Source organism: Thermosynechococcus sp. (assembly GCF_046299655.1).
GTDB lineage: Bacteria > Cyanobacteriota > Cyanobacteriia > Thermosynechococcales > Thermosynechococcaceae > Thermosynechococcus.
In genome coordinates, this window is record NZ_JBKBHZ010000022.1 from 1 (window position 1) to 24,344 (window position 24,344).

General features: G+C 54.0%; 29 protein-coding genes and 1 pseudogene. 23 read left to right on the forward strand and 7 right to left on the reverse strand.

What is annotated here, in order from left to right; translation table 11 throughout:
• From ACK4HN_RS11250 to cruF, 9 genes and pseudogenes are all read left to right on the forward strand, one after another.
• A pseudogene (locus ACK4HN_RS11250) lies at positions 1 to 185 on the forward strand (hypothetical protein); the annotation flags it as partial.
• Positions 186 to 189: 4 nt separating this feature from the next.
• On the forward strand, positions 190 to 1,515 hold the full coding sequence (locus ACK4HN_RS11255) for an aspartate aminotransferase family protein (protein WP_409877672.1): 1,326 nt from the start codon (positions 190 to 192) through the stop codon (positions 1,513 to 1,515).
• Positions 1,516 to 1,563: 48 nt separating this feature from the next.
• Positions 1,564 to 1,878 (forward strand): hypothetical protein, encoded by a 315-nt coding sequence (locus tag ACK4HN_RS11260; RefSeq protein ID WP_409870159.1) that lies wholly within the window; start codon positions 1,564 to 1,566, stop codon positions 1,876 to 1,878.
• Positions 1,879 to 1,979: 101 nt separating this feature from the next.
• Complete coding sequence (locus ACK4HN_RS11265; protein WP_409870158.1) at positions 1,980 to 2,447, forward strand: VOC family protein; 468 nt, start codon at positions 1,980 to 1,982, stop codon at positions 2,445 to 2,447.
• A complete protein-coding gene (locus tag ACK4HN_RS11270) occupies positions 2,444 to 2,749 on the forward strand; it encodes a glutaredoxin family protein (RefSeq protein WP_409870156.1) in 306 nt (101 codons plus the stop codon). The genes ACK4HN_RS11265 and ACK4HN_RS11270 overlap by 4 nt, the downstream gene beginning before the upstream one ends.
• Positions 2,750 to 2,760: 11 nt before the next feature.
• Positions 2,761 to 3,474 carry a potassium channel family protein gene (locus ACK4HN_RS11275; protein ID WP_409870155.1) on the forward strand — a complete coding sequence of 238 codons (714 nt, stop codon included), beginning with the start codon at positions 2,761 to 2,763 and terminating at the stop codon, positions 3,472 to 3,474.
• 10 nt (positions 3,475 to 3,484) lie between these two features.
• Entirely contained in the window at positions 3,485 to 3,664 is a 180-nt protein-coding gene (locus ACK4HN_RS11280) for a hypothetical protein (protein ID WP_409870153.1), read from the forward strand.
• Between the two features lie 27 nt (positions 3,665 to 3,691).
• The gene (locus ACK4HN_RS11285) at positions 3,692 to 4,171 is read left to right on the forward strand and encodes an energy-coupling factor transporter transmembrane component T family protein (protein ID WP_409870151.1); all 480 of its coding nucleotides are present in this window, start codon (positions 3,692 to 3,694) and stop codon (positions 4,169 to 4,171) included.
• Between the two features lie 79 nt (positions 4,172 to 4,250).
• Positions 4,251 to 5,165, forward strand: a complete 915-nt coding sequence (gene cruF / locus ACK4HN_RS11290) for a gamma-carotene 1'-hydroxylase CruF (RefSeq protein WP_409870150.1) — start codon at positions 4,251 to 4,253, stop codon at positions 5,163 to 5,165.
• On the opposite strand, the gene priA is transcribed toward cruF, so the two are convergent.
• Positions 5,121 to 7,562, reverse strand: coding sequence for a primosomal protein N' (gene priA / locus ACK4HN_RS11295; protein ID WP_409877674.1), 2,442 nt, complete (start codon positions 7,560 to 7,562; stop codon positions 5,121 to 5,123). The two genes, cruF and priA, sit on opposite strands and share 45 nt — an antisense overlap.
• A gap of 11 nt (positions 7,563 to 7,573) precedes the next feature.
• Here priA and ACK4HN_RS11300 point away from each other — a divergent pair, with 11 nt between their 5' ends.
• The 3 genes from ACK4HN_RS11300 (at position 7,574) to ACK4HN_RS11310 (ending at position 12,169) form a co-directional block, all read left to right on the forward strand.
• Entirely contained in the window at positions 7,574 to 7,972 is a 399-nt protein-coding gene (locus ACK4HN_RS11300) for a hypothetical protein (RefSeq protein WP_409870146.1), read from the forward strand.
• A 76-nt stretch (positions 7,973 to 8,048) separates the two neighbouring features.
• Positions 8,049 to 10,991 (forward strand): L-glutamate gamma-semialdehyde dehydrogenase, encoded by a 2,943-nt coding sequence (gene pruA, locus ACK4HN_RS11305; RefSeq protein ID WP_409870144.1) that lies wholly within the window; start codon positions 8,049 to 8,051, stop codon positions 10,989 to 10,991.
• Positions 10,991 to 12,169, forward strand: a complete 1,179-nt coding sequence (locus tag ACK4HN_RS11310) for a class I SAM-dependent methyltransferase (protein ID WP_409870142.1) — start codon at positions 10,991 to 10,993, stop codon at positions 12,167 to 12,169. Before pruA ends, ACK4HN_RS11310 begins: the two co-directional genes overlap by 1 nt.
• Positions 12,170 to 12,183: 14 nt before the next feature.
• Here ACK4HN_RS11310 and ACK4HN_RS11315 read toward each other — a convergent pair whose 3' ends face one another.
• Positions 12,184 to 13,323: a glycosyltransferase family 4 protein gene (locus ACK4HN_RS11315; RefSeq protein WP_409877676.1), complete on the reverse strand. Its 1,140-nt coding sequence runs from the start codon at positions 13,321 to 13,323 to the stop codon at positions 12,184 to 12,186.
• Between the two features lie 105 nt (positions 13,324 to 13,428).
• Between ACK4HN_RS11315 and ACK4HN_RS11320 the strand changes: the two genes are divergently transcribed.
• From ACK4HN_RS11320 to ACK4HN_RS11330, 3 genes are all read left to right on the forward strand, one after another.
• Positions 13,429 to 14,010 carry a PAP/fibrillin family protein gene (locus ACK4HN_RS11320; RefSeq protein ID WP_409877678.1) on the forward strand — a complete coding sequence of 194 codons (582 nt, stop codon included), beginning with the start codon at positions 13,429 to 13,431 and terminating at the stop codon, positions 14,008 to 14,010.
• A gap of 104 nt (positions 14,011 to 14,114) precedes the next feature.
• Entirely contained in the window at positions 14,115 to 15,110 is a 996-nt protein-coding gene (locus ACK4HN_RS11325) for a hypothetical protein (protein WP_409877680.1), read from the forward strand.
• A gap of 61 nt (positions 15,111 to 15,171) precedes the next feature.
• The gene (locus ACK4HN_RS11330) at positions 15,172 to 15,720 is read left to right on the forward strand and encodes an NADPH-dependent FMN reductase (RefSeq protein WP_409877682.1); all 549 of its coding nucleotides are present in this window, start codon (positions 15,172 to 15,174) and stop codon (positions 15,718 to 15,720) included.
• On the opposite strand, the gene hemB is transcribed toward ACK4HN_RS11330, so the two are convergent.
• The 5 genes from hemB to ACK4HN_RS11355 all read right to left on the reverse strand — a co-directional run bounded on the left by hemB (position 15,717) and on the right by ACK4HN_RS11355 (position 20,087).
• The gene (gene hemB, locus ACK4HN_RS11335; RefSeq protein WP_409850260.1) at positions 15,717 to 16,703 is read right to left on the reverse strand and encodes a porphobilinogen synthase; all 987 of its coding nucleotides are present in this window, start codon (positions 16,701 to 16,703) and stop codon (positions 15,717 to 15,719) included. The two genes, ACK4HN_RS11330 and hemB, sit on opposite strands and share 4 nt — an antisense overlap.
• A gap of 154 nt (positions 16,704 to 16,857) precedes the next feature.
• Positions 16,858 to 17,406: an NUDIX hydrolase gene (locus tag ACK4HN_RS11340; protein WP_409870070.1), complete on the reverse strand. Its 549-nt coding sequence runs from the start codon at positions 17,404 to 17,406 to the stop codon at positions 16,858 to 16,860.
• Positions 17,407 to 17,411: 5 nt separating this feature from the next.
• Positions 17,412 to 18,236 carry a type I methionyl aminopeptidase gene (gene map, locus ACK4HN_RS11345; RefSeq protein ID WP_409870072.1) on the reverse strand — a complete coding sequence of 275 codons (825 nt, stop codon included), beginning with the start codon at positions 18,234 to 18,236 and terminating at the stop codon, positions 17,412 to 17,414.
• A 78-nt stretch (positions 18,237 to 18,314) separates the two neighbouring features.
• Positions 18,315 to 19,751, reverse strand: coding sequence for a deoxyribodipyrimidine photo-lyase, 8-HDF type (locus tag ACK4HN_RS11350; RefSeq protein WP_409870074.1), 1,437 nt, complete (start codon positions 19,749 to 19,751; stop codon positions 18,315 to 18,317).
• 21 nt (positions 19,752 to 19,772) lie between these two features.
• Positions 19,773 to 20,087, reverse strand: coding sequence for a hypothetical protein (locus tag ACK4HN_RS11355; RefSeq protein ID WP_409870076.1), 315 nt, complete (start codon positions 20,085 to 20,087; stop codon positions 19,773 to 19,775).
• Positions 20,088 to 20,228: 141 nt separating this feature from the next.
• Between ACK4HN_RS11355 and ACK4HN_RS11360 the strand changes: the two genes are divergently transcribed.
• The 8 genes from ACK4HN_RS11360 (at position 20,229) to atpH (ending at position 24,330) form a co-directional block, all read left to right on the forward strand.
• Entirely contained in the window at positions 20,229 to 20,639 is a 411-nt protein-coding gene (locus ACK4HN_RS11360) for an STAS domain-containing protein (RefSeq protein ID WP_409870090.1), read from the forward strand.
• A gap of 53 nt (positions 20,640 to 20,692) precedes the next feature.
• Positions 20,693 to 21,148 (forward strand): Mini-ribonuclease 3, encoded by a 456-nt coding sequence (locus ACK4HN_RS11365; RefSeq protein WP_181494293.1) that lies wholly within the window; start codon positions 20,693 to 20,695, stop codon positions 21,146 to 21,148.
• A 15-nt stretch (positions 21,149 to 21,163) separates the two neighbouring features.
• Complete coding sequence (locus ACK4HN_RS11370; protein ID WP_409870078.1) at positions 21,164 to 21,634, forward strand: ATP synthase subunit I; 471 nt, start codon at positions 21,164 to 21,166, stop codon at positions 21,632 to 21,634.
• Between the two features lie 42 nt (positions 21,635 to 21,676).
• A complete protein-coding gene (gene atpB, locus ACK4HN_RS11375; protein WP_409870080.1) occupies positions 21,677 to 22,435 on the forward strand; it encodes a F0F1 ATP synthase subunit A in 759 nt (252 codons plus the stop codon).
• A gap of 72 nt (positions 22,436 to 22,507) precedes the next feature.
• Positions 22,508 to 22,756, forward strand: a complete 249-nt coding sequence (gene atpE / locus ACK4HN_RS11380) for an ATP synthase F0 subunit C (protein WP_409850276.1) — start codon at positions 22,508 to 22,510, stop codon at positions 22,754 to 22,756.
• 61 nt (positions 22,757 to 22,817) lie between these two features.
• A complete protein-coding gene (locus ACK4HN_RS11385) occupies positions 22,818 to 23,234 on the forward strand; it encodes a F0F1 ATP synthase subunit B' (protein ID WP_409870081.1) in 417 nt (138 codons plus the stop codon).
• 11 nt (positions 23,235 to 23,245) lie between these two features.
• On the forward strand, positions 23,246 to 23,776 hold the full coding sequence (locus ACK4HN_RS11390) for a F0F1 ATP synthase subunit B (protein WP_409870083.1): 531 nt from the start codon (positions 23,246 to 23,248) through the stop codon (positions 23,774 to 23,776).
• The gene (gene atpH, locus ACK4HN_RS11395) at positions 23,773 to 24,330 is read left to right on the forward strand and encodes an ATP synthase F1 subunit delta (RefSeq protein WP_409870085.1); all 558 of its coding nucleotides are present in this window, start codon (positions 23,773 to 23,775) and stop codon (positions 24,328 to 24,330) included. Before ACK4HN_RS11390 ends, atpH begins: the two co-directional genes overlap by 4 nt.
• The last annotated feature ends 14 nt before the right edge of the window (positions 24,331 to 24,344 follow it).

Below are 24,344 nucleotides of genomic sequence, written 5' to 3' on the forward strand. Positions count from 1 at the left end.
TCTCCCGTGCTTGGTGGAGCTTCTTTTTCCTCAATGTGTCAATTATTTTCTTTAATATCTTAGGCTTTTGCCTCTGCTGCGTGGGGATGCTGGTGACCATTCCTTGGAGTAGTTGTGTCATTGTGGCGGCTTACCGCGATATTATTGGCCTGATACCCACCCCTGACACTACTGACGGGTTTTAGTGCAATGACACTGCCCACCCTTGCAGATCTCAACCTTGACCCCTTTTGGATGCCTTTTACGGCGAATCGCCAGTTCAAGCAGAATCCTCGGCTCCTTGTTTCGGCAGCGGGGATGTACTACAGAAGTATTGATGGCCGTGAGATTCTTGATGGCACAGCGGGGCTGTGGTGTGTCAATGCAGGACATTGCCGTCCGGAAATTGTGAGGGCGATCGCCCAGCAGGCAGCAACACTGGATTTTGCACCCACCTTTCAGATGGGACATCCGGGACCGTTTCAGGTGGCCGATCGCTTGCGCACCATTACCCCTGACCCCCTCAACCATGTCTTTTTTGCCAATTCTGGCTCTGAAGCCGTGGATACAGCCTTAAAAATTGCCCTTGCCTACCATTGGCTGCGGGGAGAGGGGACGCGGCAACGGCTCATTGGGCGTGAGCGGGGCTATCACGGGGTTGGTTTTGGCGGGATTTCCGTAGGAGGCATTGCCCCCAATCGCAAGTTCTTTGGTTCCCTCCTCGCAGGGGTGGATCATCTACCCCACACCCACAATCTTGAACACAATGCCTTCAGCAAGGGGCAACCCGCTTGGGGCGCACATTTAGCCGATGAGCTAGAACGCTTAGTGGCGCTGCATGATGCCTCAACGATCGCAGCAGTGATTGTCGAACCCCTGGCTGGCTCTACGGGGGTATTGATTCCGCCCCAGGGGTACTTGGAACGCCTGCGTGCCATTTGCGATCGCCACGGCATCTTGCTGATCTTTGATGAGGTGATCACAGGTTTTGGCCGTCTCGGTGCCCCCTTTGCCGCTCAATACTTCGGCGTGACACCGGATCTCATCACCGTTGCCAAGGGATTAACCAATGCTGCAGTTCCCATGGGGGCAGTCATTGTCCGCGATGACATTTACAACACCTTTATGCAAGGGCCCGCAGGGCAAATTGAGTTTTTCCATGGCTACACCTATTCGGGACATCCCCTGGCCTGTGCTGCTGCCTTGGCAACCTTAGAAATTTACGAGAAAGAAGCCCTATTTGAGCGAGCCGCTTCCCTTGCACCCTATTGGCAGGAGGCAGTGCATAGCCTGCGCGGTCTTCCCCATGTGATTGACATTCGCAATTTGGGCTTGGTGGCGGGCATTGAATTGGCACCACGGGAAGGGCAGGGGGGGGCACGGGGCTATGATGCCCTCTGTCGTGCTTTTGAGGCGGGGCTACTGATTCGGGTGACGGGGGATATTATTGCCCTTTCGCCACCGCTGATTGTGGAGCGATCGCACATTGATCAAATGGTGGACATTTTGAGTCGTGTTCTGCGGGAACTTCCCTAGGCAGCGCAGCGTCAGAATCAGAGGCTCACTCTCTCCTTGGAGGCTTCTATGTTACGCTTCCTGCCGTTGGCCATCGGTAGCTTAGTCACGCTGCTGGCGATCGCGCCCCCCAGTCGTGCTGCTTATCCCCTTTTTCCCAATCAGCCCGGTGTTGATGTCTTTTTCCCCGGTCTGGAGTCCTTTGGGCGGCCACGAACTCCGCAGTACACTCCCGACAATCCCATCTTTTACCGTCCGCCGGAGCAATCTCAGACCTACATTATTGTGCCGGTGCCTTATCCACCGCGCCCAGTGATTTACCCACCCCCCTACACACCCGTTTATTACCCCTATTACCCCTGTTATCCGTTCCGTTGTCACTAGAGCAAAGCAGAGGTGAGAGCTAGACATTGGGGAGATGTCTGATAAAAAGTTTTTCTGCTAAAATAGCCACTAATTTAGCCATTTTTATTTGAGATAGATCTATGGCTCAGTTGGCGATCGCTCCCGTTTTATTTCACCTTGCCTTTCCCGTCAGTAATTTGACGGAGACCAAGGCCTACTACATTGAGGGGTTGGGGTGTGAACCGGGGCGCGAAAACCCCCACTGCCTGATCATGAAGCTCTATGGCCATCAACTGGTGGCTCACCTCACCGAGGAACCCTTAACCCCACCCAAGAGCATTTATCCGCGCCACTTTGGCTTAATTTTCTTGGCACAGGCGGACTGGCAGAATCTCTGCGATCGCGTTGTCAAAAAAGGCTTGAAATTTTACCAACCACCGCGCACCCGCTTTGCCAATACCCCCTTAGAACACCAAACCTTCTTTCTCGAAGATCCCTTCCACAACCTGATTGAAATTAAGCACTACCGTCATGTAGAAGCGATTTTTGGTCTGCGAGATCAGCGGCATATTGGCGATACCCCCCTCGTTTCTGCGTCCCAACCGTGAGCCATCTGATTCTCTATAGCAAGCCGGGCTGTCACCTCTGCGAAGGATTGCAAGAGAAGCTAGCTACCCTGAGGGAATTCACCCTTGAGGTGCGCGATATTACTAGCCGCGATGATTGGTGGCAAGCCTATCAGTACGAAATTCCTGTTCTTTATTTAGTCATTGGCAAGCAAACCCTTCCCGTACCGCGCTTTTCTCCCCGTGCCAGTACTGCCCACATTCAGCAGCATCTCAAAAAACTAGTGGCTGCCGACGGCTCAGCCGCTGCCGATCAAGAGGATAATCGGCATAGTTGCCAGTAGGGTACTCAAACATGGTGGATTTAGGAGCAATGCTCTTTCGCGGGCGGGGCGTCAAGATCTCGCAGCAGTTTGCGGTGATTGGCCTAGGGCGCTTTGGTCGAGGGGTGTGCGAGACCCTCCACGGCATGGGGTATGAGGTGCTCGGCAGTGATAACCAAGAACGCTTGGTCAATCAAGTGCTCCAAGATCACATCGTGGATCATGCGATTCAATTGGATTCCACAGATCCCCAAGCCCTGAAGGAGGCGGGTCTCTTTGAGTTTGAAACGGTGATTGTAGCCATTGGCAATCATCTGGATGCTAGCATTATCACCACATTGAACCTGAAGGAGGCAGGGGTAGCCAATGTCATTGCCAAGGCTTCCTCGGAAATTCACAAAAAACTTCTAGAGCGAGTAGGGGCAGACCGCGTTGTCTTTCCAGAATATGAAGCGGGTTGTGAACTGGCGCGATCGCTGACCCGGCCAGCAATTCTCGATTGGTTTGACCTCGACCCCGAAAAAAGTATTGTGGAAGTCAAAGTGCCTGAGGCATTTCACAATCGGACGGTTGCAGAAGTGGAACTCCGCAGTCGCTATGGCCTTAACCTAATTGCCCTGCGCTTTGATGATAGGTTTGAGATCAATCCCAGTCCCAGCCAGAAGCTGAATAAAGGGGACATCATGGTGGTGATTGGTGCCAATAACGATATTGATCGCTTTTTGCGTAGTCAGCACATTAATTAGGGCGTAACTCTTGAGCTTTCGCTGCTGGTCGCCGCCGGCACGGGTAATGGCGATTCTCCTGTGGATTTTTTGCATTAGTAGTTTGCGGCGGTTGGAAAGTCTGGCGATCGCGACCTTACTTGTGGCACTCCTTTATCTCCTGAGCCATATCCCTTGGCAGCGCTTTGGCCAACGTCTTCAGCAGATGTAGATCTTTTTTCTGGGACTGTGGTTGCTTTTGGCGGTTAGCGCGTGGCCGATCGCGCTGCTCCTCACGTGGCGCTTGGTCTTGTGTCTTGCCCTTGGCGTGGTGTTGCTAGAAAGCTTGACGTTTAGTGAATGGGTGCGGGTCTGTCGCTGCTGGGGGCTACCCCCCTTGTTGGTGGATACGCTGGCCTTGACCTACCGCTATCTCTTTGAGCTAGAGAGTCAGTTGACCCAAATGCAGCAGGCACTCTTTCTGCGGGGATTTCGCTTGAGTTGGCGCCGCCTTCGCCCGTGGGCACAGATGATTGGTATCTTTCTCATTCGCGCCGAGGAGCGGGCACAGCAGATCTATCTAGCAATGCGCTTACGGGGCTATGGGCAAGTGCTTCACCGTCGTCCGCAATTTCCTGAGGGGGTGCCTTGGAGTTGGGGGCTAACGCTAGGTGCTGGCATCGGGGCAGGGTTGTTGGCAACCTATGATGTCCTTGGCGAAATCCAACTGCCTTTTTGAGGTGGATAGACGACAGTGGGAACAGTGCTACATTAACATATTAACATTTGTAAACGATTGCCCCTTTGAGATTGCCCCTATGAAACCCAAGAACGCGCTTTTGGTTGCGGAGCAGGTGTGCCTAGTTGGCCACATTCTAGCGATGGCCTTTGGCTTAGCGGGGTTGCTCCTCGTCGTCCCTCATCCCGAGTTTATTCTGACGCTGCCCGCGTGGGGTCAGCAGCTTTTTCAATGGAGTATGGGGAGTGGGGGCGTGGTTTATATTGTCCTCGGTGCGCTGGCGATCGCCCTTCACACCTATCGCAACTTTGGCCTTGGCAAACTCTTTGGCTTTTTGCTGCCAGCGGTGGGCATTTCCCTGACAAGTGAACTGTTGGGAACCAGTACCGGCTTTCCCTTTGGCCATTACGGTTACCTCAGTGGTTTGGGATACAAAATTGCTGGGCTAGTGCCCTTCACCATTCCCCTCTCTTGGTTTTATATGGGGCTAGTTACGTTTCTTGTGGCCTACAGTGGCTTTATCAGTCGTCCCCTGCGGGAAGGCAAAGGCGTGGGTTTGGGAGCAGCCCTGATCACCGTGGGCTTGGGAGCAATTTTTTTAACGGCTTGGGATTTTGTCCTTGATCCGGCCATGAGTCAAACCGCCATTCCTTTTTGGCAATTTCAGGATGTCGGTGAATTCTTTGGTATGCCCTACCGCAACATTTTGGGCTGGACCGGCACAGGGGCCGTGTTTATGGGGCTGGCGATGATCACTTGGTGGCCAAAGCCAATGGTAGTGACCCGTGGGCAGCTGATTACCCCCTTGGTGGTATATCTGGTAAATTTTGCCTTTGGGGCAATGATTACGCTCACGTCCTTGGATCAACGCTTTTGGATTCCCGCCACCCTAGGATTTGTTTTGGGGGTGGTGCCGGTCACAGCACTGTGGTGGTTTGCCGAAGCACCCTTAGAGAAAGTTCAGGGGGTCAACATCAATACTGAGGCGGGTTGAGCGGGGACACTGCTCCTTGAGGTGCATGAGGGCTTGGCTCAGGTCAGAAACTGCTTCTAGTTTGCCCTTGAGTAAAATTTGCCAGCGGTAGCGGCCAGCAATTTTAGCGATCGCGGCTGGGGCGGGGCCAAGGACTTCCCATTCTCCCTGAGAAACTGGGGGTAACGTCTGGAGCTGTTGGGCGATCGCCTGTGCTGTTGCAGCCACATCTTCAGGATCGAGACTACTCAAGCGCAGAAGGATCAGTTGGCTATAGGGGGGATAGCCTAAGAGAGCACGGCTACTTAGCTCTAGGTTGGCAAAGGTATCCCAGTCATAGGCCTTGACTGCTGTAATCACTGGATGCTCCGGCACATAGGTTTGCAAAATAACTCTGCCAGGGTGCGCCCCACGCCCTGATCGCCCCGCCACTTGAGTGAGAATTTGAAACGTCCGTTCCGCCGCCTGATAATCTGGCAAATGCAGGAGACTATCGGCAGCCAAAATTCCCACGAGGGCAACTTGGGGCAGATCAATCCCCTTGGTCAGCATTTGCGTCCCCACCATGACATCGGCTGCGCCGGCGGCAAATTGCGTTAATAACTGGCGATGGGCACCCTTGCGTTGGGTGGTATCACTGTCAAAGCGCAGTACCCGCAACTCGGGAAAGAGGCGATTCAGTTCACTTACCACCCGCTGCGTTCCACCACCAAAGGGCTTGAGATAGGGAGAGCCACAACTGGGACAGCGCTGCGGCACCGCCTGACTGTAGTTGCAATAGTGACAGCGCAGCACTTCCATCGCCTCGCCAAAGAGGTGTCCAGTGAGAGACACACTGCAATGGGGACAGTAGATCACCGTGCCACAACTGCGACAGGAGACAAAGGTGCTGTGACCCCGCCGAGGCACAAAGAGAATCGCTTGCTGCCCCTGAAGATTTCCCAAGGCGTCTTGCAGTGGACGACTGAGCATGGAACGGTTGCCACGGTGTAATTCTTGGCGCATATCCACGATGGTGATCGGCGGCAGGGGGGTGGCATGGATACGCTGCGGAAGGGAAAGGGTGTGAATCTGGCCGGCTTGGGCAGCCTGCCAAGTACTGAGGGCAGGGGTGGCGGTTCCTAAAATGAGGGGACACCGTTGTTGGCGCGATCGCCATTGGGCAACGGTACGGGCATGGTAGCAGGGTTGAGGTTGATCCTGTTTGTAGCCGCTGTCGTGCTCCTCATCGAGAATGATCAGCCCCAAGCCCACCAAGGGCAACAGTACTGCTGATCGCGTGCCAATGATGACCCGTGGCTGCGGCATCAAGGTTAGCCGCCAAGTATCGTACCGCTCCCCCTCACTAAGACCACTGTGATACACCAGAAGACGTTCACCAAAGCGTGCCCGCACGCGATCTGTCAATTGGGGGGTCAAGCCAATCTCGGGCACCAGCAGTAAAGCCGATCGCCCTCGCCCTAGGCACTCAGCAATGACTTGCAGATAGACTTCGGTTTTGCCCGACCCCGTAACCCCGTGCAGTAGGAATGTTTGCGCACAGTCTAGATGTTCGGAAATGACTTGCACGGCACTGGCTTGGGCAAGGGTAAGGGTTTTAGGCCTATCCGGCGTCACCGCTACCCCCTGTTCAATGCGGCAGTGCTGCTGCTCCACAATGGCAATGTATCCCTTGGCAGCGAGGCGATGGAGCGTTTGGACGGTTGTGCCCGTGGCCTTGAGCACTTCCTGTAGCCAGCAATCGCGACCCTGTTGCTGTAAGTAGCGGAGGATTTGGCGCTGCCGCTGCGTTAAGGTCTCCCCCTCACTATTGAGAAGTACCACCGCCTGTTGCTGTTTTGGCTGTTGACTAGCAGGTGCCGCTAGGTAGGTTTCGACCAAGCCAAGGCGTTCAAGTTCTCCGAGGGCCCGCTGCACCTTGGGAAGCTGTTGCTGGAGGTAGCGCACACTGTAGTCCCCACCACCCTTGGTCTGGAGAAAGCGCAGCAGATGTTGCCCTTGTTCTGAGAGGGGGGGAATGGCCTGTTGTGGCCGTAGGCGCACCCGCCGTTGCGATCGCCCCAAGACCCCCGGCGGCAGGGCAGTGCGAACGACTTGGATCAAAGGGGTGCAGTAGTAGGTGGCAATTTGTTCTAACAACGCCCAATAGTCCTTGGGAAAAAGCTGCTGGTCAACCACCTCAAGGAGCGATCGCAAGCGTTGCGGATCAACGGATGGCGGTATAGTTTCCAGTACCTCGAGGACAATCCCCCGCACCACCTGAGAGCCAAAGGGCACCTCCACCACATCGCCCCCCTGCACCGCCCAATTCTTGGGAACACTGTAGGTGTAGGCGTCAGTCGCCCCCACACAATCTACCAAGACCTTGGCATAGGCCGAGCACTGTGCCACAACAGGGGTAGAACTAACAAGGCTCATAGGTGCAAAAAATGCCTCGAAGGGGTTGGACAACTTTACTACTCCTGCCGCTCCTTGCCCAGAACCCCAATTTACCCCAAGCCAACCGCCATGGGGACTACCCTCTCCGCACTGATCATCGCCTTTGGGTGGTGGTGGACTCAGATAGGCAAGGCCTCAACTGTCGGTGGTCACCCCAAGTCCCAAAGGCGTGGTATAGTCCCCTAGCCCAGTGGCCGCGGACAGACATTTGGTACTGGCCTGTGGTGCGTCGCTTTCCCCGCGGCACGGTCTTGAAGGCAAACCTTGCCCCAAGCGGTTTTGCCATGATCCCTGATGATCGTGGTCTGCCTTGGCTGAAGGTGACCCTTGGGAAGGATAATCGGATTTGCTTGGTGCGAGCTAACCGCCATTTTATTCGTCCGCGCTAGCAAGGGGCTGAGGCCATTGTCTTTCTGGGGCAACATGGGAGAATAAAGGAAACCCCTCCTCAGCCACTGTTTTTCGATGAGTGATCTTTACGAAGCACAAACGATCGCGATCGCCCGGCAACTGTGGGCGGCAAGCCAAGAGTCCCGCAACTTTTTTAGCCAACTGCGGGAGCAAATGCGCATTGAGGATAAGCTCCTTGGCTGGGCGATGGAACATCCCGGGCTGCGGGTGCAACTCTTTCGCCTCATTGACTGTCTGCCCAGTCTGCGCAGTAAAACCGAGGTGGCTCGCCACTTGCAGGAATACCTCAGTGACCCCAGTGTGGAGTTGCCGGAGGCTCTGAAAAAACTCCTGAACTTTGCCCAGCCGGATTCCCTGCCCGCCCAAGCAGCGGCAACCACCTTCACAACAGCGGTTCAAGCCCTTGCCCACAAGTACATTGCTGGCGAAACCACCGAGCAGGTGCTGAAAACCATTGGCCGTCTGCGCAAGCAGGGCATGCTGGTGACAATGGATATTCTTGGGGAGGCGGTGATTACGGAGGTCGAGGCGCAGCAGTATTGCGATCGCTATCTTGACTTAATGCAGTACCTTAGTCCCCTCGGGCAACGGGAGGGCATCAATCCAGTCCAAGTCTCCGTTAAGCTGACGGCCTTTTACTCCCAATTTGACCCCCTAGATGTGTCTGGCTGCCGTGCCAAGGTGGGGGAACCGATTCGGCAGCTGTTGCATCGCGCCCAGGAATTGGGGGTGGCGGTGCACTTTGATATGGAACAGTATGCCTATAAAGACATTACCCTAGCGATCCTCAAAGAGATTTTGCTAGAGCCAGAGTTTCGCGATCGCGCCGATATTGGGCTGACCCTGCAAGCCTATTTGCGGGATAGCTACCAAGATGCCCAAGACCTGATTACTTGGGCACAACAGCGGGGGACACCCATTACCGTGCGGGTGGTCAAGGGCGCGTACTGGGATCAAGAAGTGATTAAGGCGGTGCAACAGGATTGGCCATTGCCCGTGTATCAACACAAGCAGGATACCGATGCCAACTTTGAGCGGGTGATTGAACTGCTCCTGAGTCATCACACGGTCTTGCGTACCGCGATCGCCAGTCATAATGTGCGTTCCCAAGCGCGGGCGATCGCGATCGCCCAACATCAGCGCATTCCGCCCACAGCCATGGAATGCCAAGTTCTCTATGGCATGGCCGATAAACTGGCGAAGGCACTGGTGGATGCCGGGCAAACGGTGCGGGTCTATTGTCCCTACGGCAATTTAATTCCGGGAATGGCCTACCTGATTCGGCGACTCTTGGAAAATACAGCCAATAGCTCCTTTTTGCGCCAGCAGTTGGGGGCAGTCAATATTGATGAATTACTCGCCCCTCCACAGCCAACCGCAGACTTTGGGGCAGGGAATGTCCACGTCACCACGGGGAAGACCTCCACCTTTGCCAATGCAGCCAATAGCGACTATGCCCGCGCCAGTCAGCGGGAAGCTATTCAGGCGGCGTTAATTCATGTCCATCGCCAACTAGGGCAAACCTATACGCCGATCATCAATAGCGATCGCGTCCATCCCCTCGAATATAGTGAGTCCCTGAACCCCTCCCAGCCTGAAGAAATTGTCGGTCGGGTGGGCTTGGCCACCATTGAGGATGCCGAGCATGCCATCCGCGCTGCCAAAGCCGCTCAAGCCCAGTGGCAACAAACTCCGGTGGCCGAACGGGCAACCCTGCTGCGGCGAGCGGCAGATCTCCTTGAGGCACAACGCCATGAACTGGTAGCCTGGATGTGCTACGAAGTGGGCAAGGTGGTGGCAGAAGGGGATGCCGAAGTCTCCGAAGCCGTTGATTTTTGCCGCTACTATGCCGATGAAATGGAGCGCCTCAGCGGCGGCTATGACCGCAACCTTCCCGGCGAAACGAACCATTACCACTACCAAGGGCGCGGCATTGCGGTCATCATTTCCCCTTGGAACTTTCCCCTAGCGATTCCCACAGGGATGACCGTAGCTGCCTTAGTCAGCGGCAACTGTACGATTCTCAAGCCGGCGGATCCCGCCGCCGTCACTGCTGCCAAACTAGCGGAGATTCTGATTGCCGCCGGTTTTCCGCCGGGGGTGTTTCAGTTTCTGCCCGGCCGTGGCTCTGTGATTGGCCCCTACCTTACCAAACATCCAGATGTGCATCTCATTGCCTTTACTGGCTCCCAAGAGGTGGGTTGCCGCATTATTGCCGAAGCAGCCGTTTTGCAGCGGGGGCAAACCCACATCAAGCGGGTGATTGCCGAGATGGGGGGCAAAAACGCCATCATCATTGATGAAAGCGCCGACTTAGATCAGGCAGTGGCGGGGGTAGTGCAATCGGCCTTTGGCTACAGCGGCCAAAAATGCTCTGCCTGTTCGCGGGTGATTGTGCTGGAGTCCATCTATCAACCCTTTGTGCAGCGCTTAGTCGAGGCCACGCAATCCCTGAATATTGGCCCTGCCCATTTGCCCAGTACCCGGGTTGGACCAGTAATTACAGCAGCCGCTCGCGATCGCATTCAGGAATATATTGCCAAGGGACAGCAGGAAGCGGAACTCGCCTTGAGTGTGCCGGTGCCGTCGGTGGGCTATTTTGTCTCCCCCACCATCTTTACTAATGTCCCCCCCACCGCCACGATCGCCCAAGAGGAAATTTTTGGGCCTGTGTTGGCAGTCCTACGGGCAGAAACCTTCAGTCAAGCGATTGAAATTGCCAATGCCACCGCCTATGCCCTGACAGGGGGACTGTATTCGCGCACTCCCTCCCACATTCAGCAGGCCAAAGTCCAATTTGCGGTGGGCAATCTCTACATCAACCGGGGGATTACCGGCGCGATCGTGGATCGGCAGCCCTTTGGCGGCTTCAAGCTGTCAGGGATTGGCTCTAAGGCCGGGGGACGCGATTACCTGCTGCAATTCCTTGAACCCCGTGTGATCACTGAAAATGTGCAGCGCCAAGGGTTTGCCCCCATTGTTGGAGTTGATGATTAATGCCAACGGGCAATCCGCTACTTGTTGAAATTCAGGAGCGTATCAAAGCAGCGGGCGCCATTTCCTTCTGTGAGTTTATGGCCCTAGCGCTGTACACCCCGCAGTGGGGCTATTACAACCGTCCCCAAATCCAGATTGGTCAGCGAGGGGACTTTATCACGGCCAGTAGTCTGACGAGGGATTTTGCCGAACTGCTGACCGAGGCTTTCGTGCAGATGTGGCACGCTTTGGAACGACCGCAGCGGTTTACTCTCTTAGAGATGGGCGCTGGTGAAGGCCAGTTTGCGGATGTCGTTTTGAACTACAGTCAGGCTACCTATCCCGACTTCTTTGCTGCCTTGGAGTACCAGATTCAAGAGCAGTCCCCCAGTTTGCGGGAACGCCAACGGCAACGCTTGGCGCCTTGGGGCGATCGCCTCTGCTGGCGAGGCTCTGAACTGCCTGCTGACCCCATCATCGGCTGCATCTTTAGCAATGAGGTGGTGGATGCCTTTCCCGTGCATCGGCTGCAGTGGCAGGGGGGGAATTGGCAGGAAATTTACGTTAGCCTCAATAGCGAAGGGGCACTTCAAGAGGTGTTGCGTCCCCTAAGGGATGATCGCATTCACGAATACTTTGCCACCGTTGGCATTGATCCGCAGCGGCAGGGCTACAGCGACGGCTACCGTACCGAGGTGAATCTCAACCTAATCCCGTGGCTCAAAGATCTGAGTCAGCGTCTAGAGCGTGGTTTTGTTCTCACCATTGACTATGGGTATCCCGCCCAGCAGTACTACCATCCCGCCCGCTGTGAAGGCACGTTGCAGTGCTACTATCAACACCGCTACCACAACAACCCCTACTGCTTTGTGGGAGAGCAGGACATTACAGCCCATGTGGATGTGACCGCCTTGACGCGCTACGGAGAGAAATTTGGCCTTGAAACCCTCTATGTCACCCGTCAGAGTTTATTTCTCATGGCCTTGGGCTTGGGCGATCGCCTCCTTGCCCAGCAACAGGGAAATGGCCATCTGCTGCAAGCCCTCAACCGCCATCAATCACTCCACCAACTCATTGACCCCCTTGGCCTCGGTGGCTTTTACGTAGTTCTGCAAGGCAAGCAGGCCACCCTAGAGCTGCCGCCACTTGAGGCAGGGGATCAGGCATTGCCATTCACGGGGATGGGGAATTCCCCCTGAGGGCTTAACGACTCTCAACGACTAAGGGCGACATGCCGTTGCGGAACCGGCAACACAGACCGATAGTATTCCTCTAATTGCTGGGTAGCCGCTGCCCAACTCCAGCGCTCTGCTTCTTGACGGGCATTGTGGCGAATCCGCTCGCGATCGCCCGGCGAATCAAAGAGGCGTTGGCACGCAGTAATTGCGCCTTGGGCATCCATTGGGTCAAACAAAAAGCCATTCACCCCATCGGTGACAATATCGGGAATGCCTCCACTGTTGGCAGCCACCACCGGACAGCCCGCCGCCATCGCTTCCAAGAGAACTAAACCAAGGGTTTCCGTGCGGGAGGGAAAGACAAAGACATCCGCCGAGGCAAAAGCTGCTGCCAAGCGCTCACCCCGCAAATAACCGACAAAATGGGTGGGCGTACCAGCAAAGTGTTTTTCAAGGGCTTCGCGATGGGGGCCATTCCCCACTAGGGCCAGTCTTGCCTGCGGTATCTGCTCTAGGATGGGTTTAATCTGCTCAATTTCCTTTTCAGCCGAGAGGCGACCGACATAGAGCAGCAGGGGGGCTTCCGGATGTCCTTGGCTAAGAAAGTCACGCATTTCCTGACTTTGGCGTTGGGGATGGAATAACTCCACATCCACGCCCCGCTGCCAAAGACGGAGATGGCGAATACCGTGCGCCTTGAGTTCTGCTACCATTGCTGTCGAGGTACACAAATTCAATTGAGCGCGGTTGTGTCCCCAGCGCAGCAGCGACCAAAGCACCTCCTCAAGAAACCCTAGGCCATAGTACTTCAAATATTGCGGCAGGTGGGTATGGTAAGAGGCCACTAAGGGCAGGTGAAATTTCTCCGCGTAGTAGAGACCCGCTAACCCGAGAGCCGCCGGGTTCGCCACATGGATCAGATCGGGTTCAAAAGCAGCCAAAGCTTTACCAATGGCGGGTCGCGGCAGCGCTAATTTGAGTTCAGGATACAATGGGAGGGGAAAACCGGAAACGCCATAGATCTGCGCGCCTTCGTAATGATCTAGCCCACCCTCGGGAGCCACTACCAACACTTGATGGCCATGCCGTTGCAAATGGCGGACAGTTTGACACAAACGGGTAACAATGCCATCAATTTTGGGCAGAAATGTCTCGGTAAATAGCGCGATCCGCATTTCGCTAACCTGAATGGAAGGGGCATGCTTCCCATTCTCGAATCAGGGGGGGCTTGACGCAACCCATCGCGTCGAAAAAGTTTCTTGCACAAGGAGGGGTCAACTGTGGCAAAAACAGAATTATTGATGGCGATCGCTGGCCTAAATCGAGGCATTCTCGCCACACCGCGCGATCGCAAACAGGTGGCTGCCCTTGCCGCCTCCCTTGAAGCCATGAACCCCACTCCCGATCCCCTCAATGCCCCGGAAAAACTAGCCGGAGACTGGCGCCTCATCTACACCAGTAGTCAGGCCCTTCTCGCCTTAGATCGCTCTCCCGTTGTAAAGTTAGGGCAAATTTATCAGTGCATTCGTCCCCAACAGCAGCGCATCTACAACATTGCTGAACTCTATGGGTTGCCCTTCCTTGAGGGGATTATCAGTGTCTTGGCGCGGTTTGAACCCCTAACCCAACAGCGGGTACAGGTGTACTTTGAACGTTCGATTGTTGGCCTGCGTCAGTGGCTCAATTACTATTCTCCCTCCCAATTCATTCCCCAACTCCACAGCTGTCAGCCACTGATTGCCTTAGATGTACCTCTCAATAGCAATGCTCAACAGGGCTGGCTTGACATTACCTACCTCGATGAGGATTTGCGAATTGCCCGCGGCAATGAAGGCAGCCTCTTTGTCTTGACCCGGGTGTAACCTCCATTCCTGCTACCGTTAGACTAAGGAAAAGTGGTGCAATTTTCACATCCCATCCAATGGAAGCACAGCCTCCCCAGCAACTCAGTTTTCCATGGAATCCGATGATCTCTGAGCCTCTGGCGGACAGCTCGCTGGCCTCTGATGCAGCCTCAGAGGGTGAAAATAGCCAACGGCGCATCCAACATTTAGAGCAAGCCATTGATCAGTGCCAACTCTATATCAATGAACTAAAACAACAGCTGCGCAATCAAGCGTTTCTTGAGGATTTATTGGCGCGCACTGAGGAAACCGCTCAGATTCAACAACAGGCGATCGTGGCTCTCCAAGAACAATTGCGCTCCCAAACCACCTGTGCTCATCAGCTAGCTGAGGTGAGTCAGCATCGCCAATCCTTGGAAACCATTCTTCAGCAATCGCAAACGGAAATTGAGCACCTCCATCAGGAAGTGGATCGGCTACTTAAAGCTCAAGATGCCCTCGAAGCGAAACTCGTGAATAGTCATCATCTGCTGCGACAACGGGAACAGGAATGCCAACTCCTTGAATCCCAACTGCGCCAAGTTCAAGAGGAAAAAGCCTTGCTGCAAGCCCGCCTTGAGCAAGCCCGCTCCGAGTTGAGCGATCGCCAAACCCAAATTGATGATCTCAGTCGTCGCCTCACCCAAGCCAACTATCTAATTGAAACTCAAGAACGGGTCATTAGTGCGCTGCAACAGGCTCAAGGATCAGAGGCCAGCAAAAACAGTGTTATTCAGGGACTGAGTAAAACCCTGCTCAAAACCCAAACCAAGTTACAGGAGTTGGAACGGGACTACCAGCAGCAGCGCTTGCAATATATGACCACCCAGCATTACAACCAAGAGCTAGAGGCGCGCAATAGCCAACAGCAGGAACGCCTACAACACCTAGAAGCCCAAATTGCCGAACTGCAAGAGCAAATTCTCCATCAAGCACAGCAGGCACGGGAGCAGGAAACCGCCGTTCGACACTGGAAGGATCGCTACCTTGAGGCCGAGCGATCGCTAGCGCAGTTGCAACGAGTCATTGCCCAAATGGCCACAGGCAGTTCTATTTCCCTGAGTGAGGTTCCTTCATAGGGAGGATGTCTTTACAAATCTAAATTTTGTATAATAAGCCATAGTCATTACGAGTTTGTTTATGCTTAAATTCATTGGTTGGGCAGGGAGCCTGCGGGATGGCTCCTACTCTCAAAGCGCCCTAGATATTGCCATTGCCAAAGCAGCCGCCCAAGAGGTCACCGTTGAACGTCTTGATTTGCGACAAATGACGCTTCCCTTTTGTACTGGTGCTGAGAGCTACCCTGACTACCCCGATGTGGAGACCTTTCGAGCCAAGGTCAAAGCAGCCGATGGCATTTTGCTGGTGACACCCGAGTACCACGGCAGCATTAGTGGTGTGCTCAAGAACTCCCTTGATCTCCTCAGCTTTGAACATCTCAGTGGCAAAGTGGTGGCCATGATGAGCGTCCTTGGTGGTCAAACCAACAGCAATGCTCTCAATGACCTACGGGTGATTTTGCGCTGGGTACATGCTTGGGTGATTCCCGAACAAGTCGCCATTGGCCAGGCGTGGCAGGCCTTCACACCAGAGGGACAATTGAGTGATCCCAAGCTGGATGAACGAGTGGACAAAATGATTGCCAGTTGGATTCAAACTACCCGTAAACTGCGGGAAGCGAGTGCCTAATCTAACCCCGCTTGCAGCCACTGTGCCACCTGCTTGGCATGGTAGGTGAGAATGACATCGGCACCTGCTCGCTTGAAGCCGAGAAGGGTTTCTAGCACGACTTTTTTCTCATCAATCCAGCCATTGCGGGCAGCAGCTTTCACCATGGCGTATTCCCCGGAAACGTTGTAGGCGGCAACGGGAACATCGCTGACCTGTTTCAGTTGAGCAATCACGTCCATGTAGGCAAGCGCTGGCTTGACCATTACAATGTCTGCTCCCTCCTCAAGATCCAAGCTGACCTCCCGCACTGCTTCACGCACATTGGCGGGATCCATTTGGTAGGTTTTTTTATCACCAAATTTTGGTGCCGAATCCAAGGCATCGCGAAAAGGCCCATAGTAGGCGGAGGCGTATTTCGCAGAGTAAGCAAGAATTCCCACATGGGTGTAGCCTGCGGCATCTAGACCCGCTCGAATGGCAGCGACACGGCCATCCATCATATCCGACGGCGCCACAAAATCAGCCCCCGCCGCCGCTTGACTCACCGCCTGTTTGACCAGCACCTCTACGGTTTCGTCATTGAGAATTTCGCCATCTTTGACAATGCCATCGTGGCCTTCGCTGCTGTAGGGATCAAGGGCAACATCGGTAAAGATCAGCAGGTCGGGTAAGACAGCCTTAATCGCCCGTACCGATCGCTGGACAAGACCTTCGGGATTGTAGCTTTCAGTGCCAGCATTGTCCTTGAGGTGCTCTGGAATCAGGGGAAACAGGGCGATCGCCCCAATGCCTAAGGCATAGACCTCCTTCAGTTCTAAAATCAGGCGATCCAGTGTATAGCGATAGCAGTCGGGCATCGAGGGGACTTCCTGCACTTGATCTTCCCCTTCCATAACAAAGACCGGATAGATCAAATCTCCCGTGGTTAGGGTATGCTCGCGCACCAAGCGACGAATTTGAGCCGTGCGACGTAAACGGCGAGGCCGATGGGTTAGCTCCATAATTCAACAATCAAACACTCAGTAATGTCCCAATTGAAACGGCTGTGAGTCAGCACGTATAACCTTTAAATTATTTCCGCATTATCTCACCTTGAGGGATCAAGACTGGGGGCGCTGCAGGATGCTTACAAACGTTTACGAACAACTTCAGTGCTCAAGTGGGCTGAAGATAGGGCAAGGCTAGATAGAAACTGGTGACAGTCTTGGCATCTTTCACTTGACCCCTATGAATTGCGGCGGCCAAGTCAGATAGAGAGAACTCGACAATTTCGATGTGCTCGTCCGTATCCTGCGGTGGGGGTGCCTCTAGTTTCTCCAGCTCAGTGGCCAGATAGGCGTAGATCACTTCATCGGAATAGCCAGGGGCAATGTAAAACTCCCCCAGTTTTTGCCAGTGGTGGGCGCGGTAGCCTGTCTCCTCTTCAATCTCCCGCTCAATGGTGGCAAAGGGCTTTTCGTGATTCTCAACGGTGCCCGCTGGAAACTCCAGCAGGTATTCCTCAGTGGCAAAGCGGTATTGTTTGACGAGGATTAGGTTGCCCTCAGGAGTCACTGGGACAGCTAATGCCCCCCCTGGATGCCGCACAGTTCCCAAAATAGAGACAGAGCCATGGGGCAGGCGGTACTGATTGACCTCAAAAAAGAATTTGCGACTGCGGCAAAAGCAGTGGCGTTCGAGGACTTCGGGCGGAATTTTAGTCATAGGGGCTAGACAAGAGCGCGATCAGTGAGGATTTCGTAGCCCGTTTTGGTGACCAAGACCGTGTGCTCAAATTGGGCAGAGAGGGAATTATCAACCGTAACCGCTGTCCAGCGATCGCGCAAAATGCGCACCTGTTTTGACCCTGCATTCACAATCGGTTCAATGGCCAAGGTCATCCCTGCCCGCAGCCGCACATTTTTGAGTTCATTGGTGCGGAAGTTAAACACGGAGGGTTCCTCGTGGAGATTGCGCCCCACGCCGTGACCAGTAAAATCCTCGACTACGACAAAGCCATTAGCCTCCACATAGTCTTGAATGGCACCGGCTAAATCCATGAGGTAGTTGCCTTCTTTGACCTGTTCAATGCCCCGGTAGAGGGCCTCTTCCGCCACTTTTACCAGCTTGGCCGCTTCCTCGGAGATTTCCCCGACGGGGATTGTGATACAGGAGTCGCCGTGGAAGCCGTTGTAGTAGGCACCAGTGTCAATCTTGACAATGTCGCCACTGCGAATCACTTTGCGGGGGCTGGGAATCCCATGAACCACCTCATTGTTAATGCAAGCGCAAATGGAGGCCGGAAAACCCTGATAGCCTTTGAAGCTCGGTGTTGCCCCCATTTCCCGAATTCGTCTTTCGGCATAGGCATCCAGATCTGCTGTCGTCATCCCCGGTTCGATGATCTGGGAAATTTCCTTGAGCACCGTGGCCACAATGCGCGAGGCTTGGCGCATAATCTCAATTTCTCGCTTGGACTTAATTTCAATGCCACGGCGGGGACGGGTTTGGACGGGGGTGGTGGGGGGAGTGAGCAGACTACCAAGAATATTCATGGGCGCGATGCAACCGCAAAAATCGTTCTTTTTCAGGATAACGCTGTTGGACTGATCTGGGGAATGGCAATTCTCGGCTCAAACAATTGGGGAACGAAAATGTTGTTGATAGAGTTGCTTAAATCGCTGCTGTTGCTGCCTGTGATCCACAATCGGTAGGGGATAACCGCAGCGATGCCGCTCTAGGGGCGAAATGTTCCCCGTCACTAGATCGGCAGTGTCAAGGGATTGCAATTCCGGTAGCCAACGGCGAATATACTCCGCCTCCGGATCAAATTTTTGCGCTTGACTCGCAGGGTTAAAAATGCGCAGCGGCTTTGGATCCATGCCACTAGAGGCACTCCACTGCCAACCGCCATTATTGGCTGCCAAGTCACCATCAATGAGTTTCTGCATAAAGTACTGTTCACCCCACTGGGGATTGATCAGCAAGTCCTTGGTGAGGAAACTGGCCACAATCATGCGGCAGCGGTTGTGCATCCAACCCGTTTCATTGAGTTGGCGCATCGCTGCATCCACAATTGGGTAACCAGTGCGACCCTCGCACCAAGCGGCAAAGTGTTCTGCATTATTCAGCCAAGGAAAAGCGGCAAATCCTTCGCGATGGGGGCGCTCTGCTAAATGCGGAAACCAGTAGAGGGCATGCTGATAAAACTCCCGCCAAGCCAATTCCTGCTGCCACGTGCGAATACTCATTTTTGCCTCTTCACTGCGGGCTGTGGCCATGGCGGCTTGGGTGGCTGCCCAGACCTGGCGAATACCAATGACACCAAACTTGAGGGCAGGGCTTAAGAGGGAGGTTCCAGGCTGCGCCGGATAGTTGCGCTGCTCGCCATAGTCTTGAATGTGCTGGTCAATAAATTTTTCCAGTTGCGCTTGGGCAGCAGCTTCACCGGCAGCAAGGATCAGTTCTCCGGACCAATGAAATCCCAAATCCTTGGCGGTGGGAAGAGGTATAGCCCCCAAGGCTGTCGCTGCGGCTTGTTCTGTGTCAGTGAGGGGTTCGAGGTGGCTGGGGGTAGGGACAGGCGCTGGTTTAGGGAGGCTTGACCAGTTGCGCCAAAAGGGGGAATAGACCGTGTAGGGCTGTCCCTGTTTGGTTTGTACAGCCTCAGGGGAATGCAGGAGTTGATCCCAAGCGGTTTCCACCGCAATCCCCTTTTCCTTAAGGGCAGCGGCCACGGCGCGATCGCGATCGCGACCATAGGGTTCCACATCCTCATGCCAATGCACCGCCACCGCCCCTAAGCCACTAGCCACTTGGGGCAGCACTTGACGCGGGTCACCATGAAAAATTAAAAAGCTCCCCCCAAGTCGCTGATAGGATTCCTGCAAGGCCTGTAGGCAACCAACAAGGTATGTCACTCGCACCGCCGCAATGTTAGGTGCACTGAGAATCGCCGGGTCAAAGCAAAAAATGCCAACCACTTTGGGGGTTTGGGCGTAGGCAGCCGCTAACCCGACACTATCACTGAGCCGCAGATCGCGACGATGCCAAAATAGGCGTAGGCTCATCGCCCCTCCATCCTAGGCGCACTAGAAAATAGCACCAATACCATTAGTTGCAGCTTTAACTTCTGGCGGTTCATTGTCGGGCGTGATTTGCTGAAACTGCTCATAGCTCATTTTTTCTTGGAGGCGGTTTATCAGGCAAGTGCAATACCGATCGCCGCGATCGCCAAAGCCCGGAGGCGCTTGCGCTGCAAATTTCGTTTGACACTCCTGCATAAAGACCGCGATCGCCTCGGGAGGATAAGTTGCCGCTGGCGTTTCTTGAGCCAAAATGGCTAAACTCAGCCATCCAAGACTGCCAGTGCTGAGAAGGCTCATCACGAGTTTGGAGAATTTCATTGGGGCGACTCCGAGGGGCGATACCTGATCTGATTCTGGCAAACCGCTTCCTGCCGTTGCTGCGCTTCCAAACTTTTGTTGAGTTGCTGCTCAAGTCATAGACAAGAATGCCGCCTTTATCTATACTTGTCTTCTATCGTTTTGTGTATCCAGTTATCGGCAAAGGAGGCTCTCATTTCTGAACCACTTGCCCTCACCCAAAGCTTAAGGGGTACCCGTGAGATTCGCGATAACTATCAAGTGTTTCGCCTGACGGGTCTCATTGATGCGTTTTCCGAGTCGGCCTTTCGCAAGGTCATTAGTAAGTGTTTTGACGATGGACCTGCCAACGTCATCTTAGATCTTTCAAAAATTGAGTTTATTGACAGCTCTGGCCTCGGCGTTTTGGTACAACTGGCCAAAAAAGCCCAAGAGCATCAGGGTCAACTGCAAATTGTCACCAACCCCCGCGTCACCCAAACGGTTAAACTCGTTCGCTTAGAAAACTTTTTGCCCCTTCAGCCCGATTTAGCGACGGCGATCGCCCAAATTACGGGGGAAACCCATTCTTAGATATTCTGTTCCTCTGGCAGTCAACCTAAGGGGGGTACCTTTGCTGAAACGTCATGCTTGACTCTGCTGGACTATTGCCCCTTGTCCCCCCCAAAATTCCCGCCCATCAACTGCCGCCGGCGGCTTTGGCCTATTTCGGTGATGCCGTCTATGAACTCTTTATTCGCTGGCTCTTTTTAACCCCACCCCAACGCATCAACACCTACCATCGCCAAGTGGTGGCGCATGTCCGTGCCGAAAGTCAAGCCCGCTACATGGACTTTCTTTGGGAGTATTGCACCGAAACCGAACGCTCGATTTTTCGTCAGGGTCGTAATGCGGCTGCCGATGGCCCAAAGCGAGTCGCCGCCAAAATTTACCGCCAAGCCACTGGCTTTGAAGCCCTACTAGGATACCTCTACCTCACCAATCCGCAACGCCTACAGGAGATTTTTCAACTCCTTGAGCGGCACATTCGCAGTGAAATGAACAGCACTATAGATGCAGCAGAATCCCGTAATGAAATGTAACCACTGCGTGATAGGATGCTTAGTGGCCAGTTCAAGGCATCCTCGGATGCTCCCTATTCTGCTGTGACCGTTCCCGATTCTGCTTCGGCACCCTCTGCGCCATCAACCGTGGCCAATTCCCCAAAGAAGGGCGGCTCGATGGCGGAGTTTTATCAGCTCTGTCGCGAATTATTCACGACAAGCCTCGTGCTGATGGCGATCGCCTTTGGAGCGGTTTGGCTCATTTACGGCCTCAACACAGCCCTGAATTACCTTTTGGGGGCAAGTGCAGGTTTAATTTATCTGCGCCTTTTAACCCGCAGTGTGGAGCGTCTAGGACATGACCGGAAAAAGCTGGGAAAAACACAACTTCTTGTCGTTGTGGTTGTCATTCTGCTGGCAGCCCGTTGGCAAGACTTCCATATCGTTCCAGTCTTTTTGGGATTTTTGACCTACAAAGCGGCGATTCTGGTCTATACCTTCCGTACGGCTTTGCCGTTTTCATAAATACTGGCTCACTGTAGTGCTTAGACAACCGAGCGCGGAGGCATGATGCCTTTGATACACCTTTGGACAGCTCTTTCCCTTGCCAAGTTGGAGGTGGGACACCACTTTTACTGGTACATCGGCAACCTCAGGGTTCATGGTCAAGTCTTCATCACCACGTGGTTTGTGATGGCTGTTTTGATCGCAGCAGCCTTTGCAGCCTCGCGGAATATTCAACGGGTGCCTAGTGGTATTCAAAACCTCATGGAATACGCCCTAGAATTCATCCGCGATTTGACCAAGAACCAAATGGGTGAGCACGAGTACCGAGCTTGGGTTCCCTTTGTGGGGACACTGTTCCTGTTCATTTTCGTTTGTAACTGGTCAGGGGCACTGGTACCGTGGAAACTCATTGAACTGCCAGAAGGGGAGTTAGCAGCACCCACCAATGACATCAATACCACCGTAGCCTTGGCGTTGCTGGTCTCCTTGGCCTATTTCTATGCCGGGCTGCGCAAGCGAGGGCTGAAGTATTTCACCAAGTACATCGAGCCAACGCCTGTCTTACTTCCCATTGCCATCTTGGAAGATTTTACAAAACCGCTTTCCCTGAGCTTCCGTCTTTTTGGCAACATCTTGGCGGATGAATTGGTGGTGGGGGTCTTGGTGTTGCTGGTGCCCTTGTTTGTGCCCTTGCCCGTGATGGCCTTGGGACTCTTTACCAGTGCCATTCAAGCCCTTGTGTTTGCCACCCTCGCAGCCACCTATATTGGGGAGGCTATGGAGGGACATGGCGGTGAGCACGAAGAGGCTCACTCCTAAAAGGGGTACATACCCTGCTATTGTTATCTCTGGAAATTTTGTTTCGTCCTACTACGTCTTGAGGAAATAACTATGGATTCGTTAGTCGCTTCTGCTTCTGTTCTAGCTGCTGCACTGGCTGTTGGCTTAGCTTCTCTAGGTCCTGGCTTAGCTCAAGGGAATGCTTCTGGTCAAGCTCTAGAAGGGATTGCGCGGCAACCAGAAGCGGAAGGTAAAATTCGCGGTACCCTCCTGCTGACCTTGGCCTTCATGGAGTCCCTGACCATCTATGGTCTGGTGATTGCCCTAGTGCTCCTGTTTGCTAATCCCTTTGCATCTTAATGAATCCCAGTGGGGGAGGCTTGGATGAGCTTTCCCCCGATTCCCCATTCTGGAGAGACTGATGTTTGATTTTGATGCCACCCTACCCCTGATGGCTGTGCAATTCCTAGTCCTGACGGTCATTTTGAATGCGCTGCTGTACAAGCCCTTGGGTCAGGCGCTGGACAATCGGGATGAGTATATCCGAACGAACTTGCAGCAGGCCAAGGAGCGGTTGCAACAGGCCACTGAGCTGGCTCAGCAGTATGAGCAGGAATTGGCCAATACCCGTCGCCAAGCCCAAGCCTTGATTGAAGAGGCCAGAGCCGAAGCTCAGAAAATTGCTACCGCCGAAATTGCTGAAGCTCAGCAGGCCGTGCAGGCAGAGTTACTCAAGATTCAAGCAGAGATTGATCAGCAAAAGCAGGCGACACTGCAAGCGCTTGAGGGTCAAGTTGCCAGCTTGAGTGAGCAGTTGTTAGCGAAGTTACTGGCCTAGGAGTGTGGGTCATGGACGCAGTATTCTTATTGGCAATGGAAGAGGTAGGGCATTTTGGGCTGAACACCAATTTGCTCGAAACTAATCTGATCAACCTTGCCATCCTGATTGGGGTATTGGTGTATTTTGGGCGGGGGGTGCTTGGCAAAACCCTAGGCGATCGCCGGCAGCAGATTATTGCTGCAATTGCCGAAGCCGAAGAACGCCAGAAAGTGGCCGCTGCCCGCCTTGCCGAAGAGCAGCAAAAACTGGCTCAGGCCAAACAGGAAGCGCAGCGCATCCGCGAAGAGGCTCTTGCCCGTGCTAAGGCCGCAAAGGAAGAACTCCTTGCCCAAGCGAAGCGGGAAATCGAGCGCTTGAAGGAAACCGCTTCCCAAGATACCAGTGCTGCCACTGAACGCGCGATCGCTGAAATTCGGGAGCGGATTGCCGCTATGGCTTTAGCAGAGGCCGAAAATCAACTTAAAGTGCGTTTGAGCCAGAATCCAGATCTGCAGCGCACCCTTGTTGATCGCAGTATTGCCCTATTAGGAGGCAAATGATGCAGACCACTGTCCGTGGTGAACTTGTTGAACCTTATGCCGAGGCACTGCTGTCGTTGGCACAAGCTCACAACCTCATTGATCAGTTTCAGCAGGACACGCAGTTGATGCTGGAACTTTTGGCCAACTCCAGTGAACTGCAACAGTTTCTGGCGAATCCACTGATCAAGGCTGAAGCCAAAAAGAATGTGCTGCGGCAGTTGACCGTGGATCAGGTGCACGGCTACTTCCTCAACTTCTTGATGCTGCTTGTGGATCGACGGCGGATTAACTTCCTTGGCCCTATTTGCGAGCAGTATCGTGCCCTTGTACGCAAGCTCCGCAATGTGGTCTTGGCGGAAGTGACCAGTGCCGTCGAACTCAACGACGATCAACGCCGTGCAGTGGTTGAGAAAGTGAAAGCCATGACTGGTGCTGCCAATGTGGAGCTTGTCACGGCCTGCGATCCCGAACTGATTGGCGGTGTAGTCATTAAAGTTGGCTCCCAAATCTTTGATGCCAGCCTGCGGGGTCAACTCCGCCGCCTCAGTCTCACCTTGGCACAAGCTGCCTAACGTCCCCTTTTGTA

Coding starts and splice junctions, on each gene's coding strand:
- ACK4HN_RS11255 (WP_409877672.1), top strand. CDS start 190: ATGACACTGCCCACCCTTGCAGATCTCAACCTTGACCCCTTTTGGATG.
- ACK4HN_RS11260 (WP_409870159.1), top strand. CDS start 1,564: ATGTTACGCTTCCTGCCGTTGGCCATCGGTAGCTTAGTCACGCTGCTG.
- ACK4HN_RS11265 (WP_409870158.1), top strand. CDS start 1,980: ATGGCTCAGTTGGCGATCGCTCCCGTTTTATTTCACCTTGCCTTTCCC.
- ACK4HN_RS11275 (WP_409870155.1), top strand. CDS start 2,761: ATGGTGGATTTAGGAGCAATGCTCTTTCGCGGGCGGGGCGTCAAGATC.
- cruF (WP_409870150.1), top strand. CDS start 4,251: ATGAAACCCAAGAACGCGCTTTTGGTTGCGGAGCAGGTGTGCCTAGTT.
- priA (WP_409877674.1), bottom strand. CDS start 7,562: ATGAGCCTTGTTAGTTCTACCCCTGTTGTGGCACAGTGCTCGGCCTAT.
- ACK4HN_RS11300 (WP_409870146.1), top strand. CDS start 7,574: ATGCCTCGAAGGGGTTGGACAACTTTACTACTCCTGCCGCTCCTTGCC.
- pruA (WP_409870144.1), top strand. CDS start 8,049: ATGAGTGATCTTTACGAAGCACAAACGATCGCGATCGCCCGGCAACTG.
- ACK4HN_RS11310 (WP_409870142.1), top strand. CDS start 10,991: ATGCCAACGGGCAATCCGCTACTTGTTGAAATTCAGGAGCGTATCAAA.
- ACK4HN_RS11315 (WP_409877676.1), bottom strand. CDS start 13,323: ATGCGGATCGCGCTATTTACCGAGACATTTCTGCCCAAAATTGATGGC.
- ACK4HN_RS11325 (WP_409877680.1), top strand. CDS start 14,115: ATGATCTCTGAGCCTCTGGCGGACAGCTCGCTGGCCTCTGATGCAGCC.
- ACK4HN_RS11330 (WP_409877682.1), top strand. CDS start 15,172: ATGCTTAAATTCATTGGTTGGGCAGGGAGCCTGCGGGATGGCTCCTAC.
- hemB (WP_409850260.1), bottom strand. CDS start 16,703: ATGGAGCTAACCCATCGGCCTCGCCGTTTACGTCGCACGGCTCAAATT.
- ACK4HN_RS11340 (WP_409870070.1), bottom strand. CDS start 17,406: ATGACTAAAATTCCGCCCGAAGTCCTCGAACGCCACTGCTTTTGCCGC.
- map (WP_409870072.1), bottom strand. CDS start 18,236: ATGAATATTCTTGGTAGTCTGCTCACTCCCCCCACCACCCCCGTCCAA.
- ACK4HN_RS11350 (WP_409870074.1), bottom strand. CDS start 19,751: ATGAGCCTACGCCTATTTTGGCATCGTCGCGATCTGCGGCTCAGTGAT.
- ACK4HN_RS11355 (WP_409870076.1), bottom strand. CDS start 20,087: ATGAAATTCTCCAAACTCGTGATGAGCCTTCTCAGCACTGGCAGTCTT.
- ACK4HN_RS11365 (WP_181494293.1), top strand. CDS start 20,693: ATGCTTGACTCTGCTGGACTATTGCCCCTTGTCCCCCCCAAAATTCCC.
- ACK4HN_RS11370 (WP_409870078.1), top strand. CDS start 21,164: ATGCTTAGTGGCCAGTTCAAGGCATCCTCGGATGCTCCCTATTCTGCT.
- atpB (WP_409870080.1), top strand. CDS start 21,677: ATGATGCCTTTGATACACCTTTGGACAGCTCTTTCCCTTGCCAAGTTG.
- atpE (WP_409850276.1), top strand. CDS start 22,508: ATGGATTCGTTAGTCGCTTCTGCTTCTGTTCTAGCTGCTGCACTGGCT.
- ACK4HN_RS11385 (WP_409870081.1), top strand. CDS start 22,818: ATGTTTGATTTTGATGCCACCCTACCCCTGATGGCTGTGCAATTCCTA.
- ACK4HN_RS11390 (WP_409870083.1), top strand. CDS start 23,246: ATGGACGCAGTATTCTTATTGGCAATGGAAGAGGTAGGGCATTTTGGG.
- atpH (WP_409870085.1), top strand. CDS start 23,773: ATGATGCAGACCACTGTCCGTGGTGAACTTGTTGAACCTTATGCCGAG.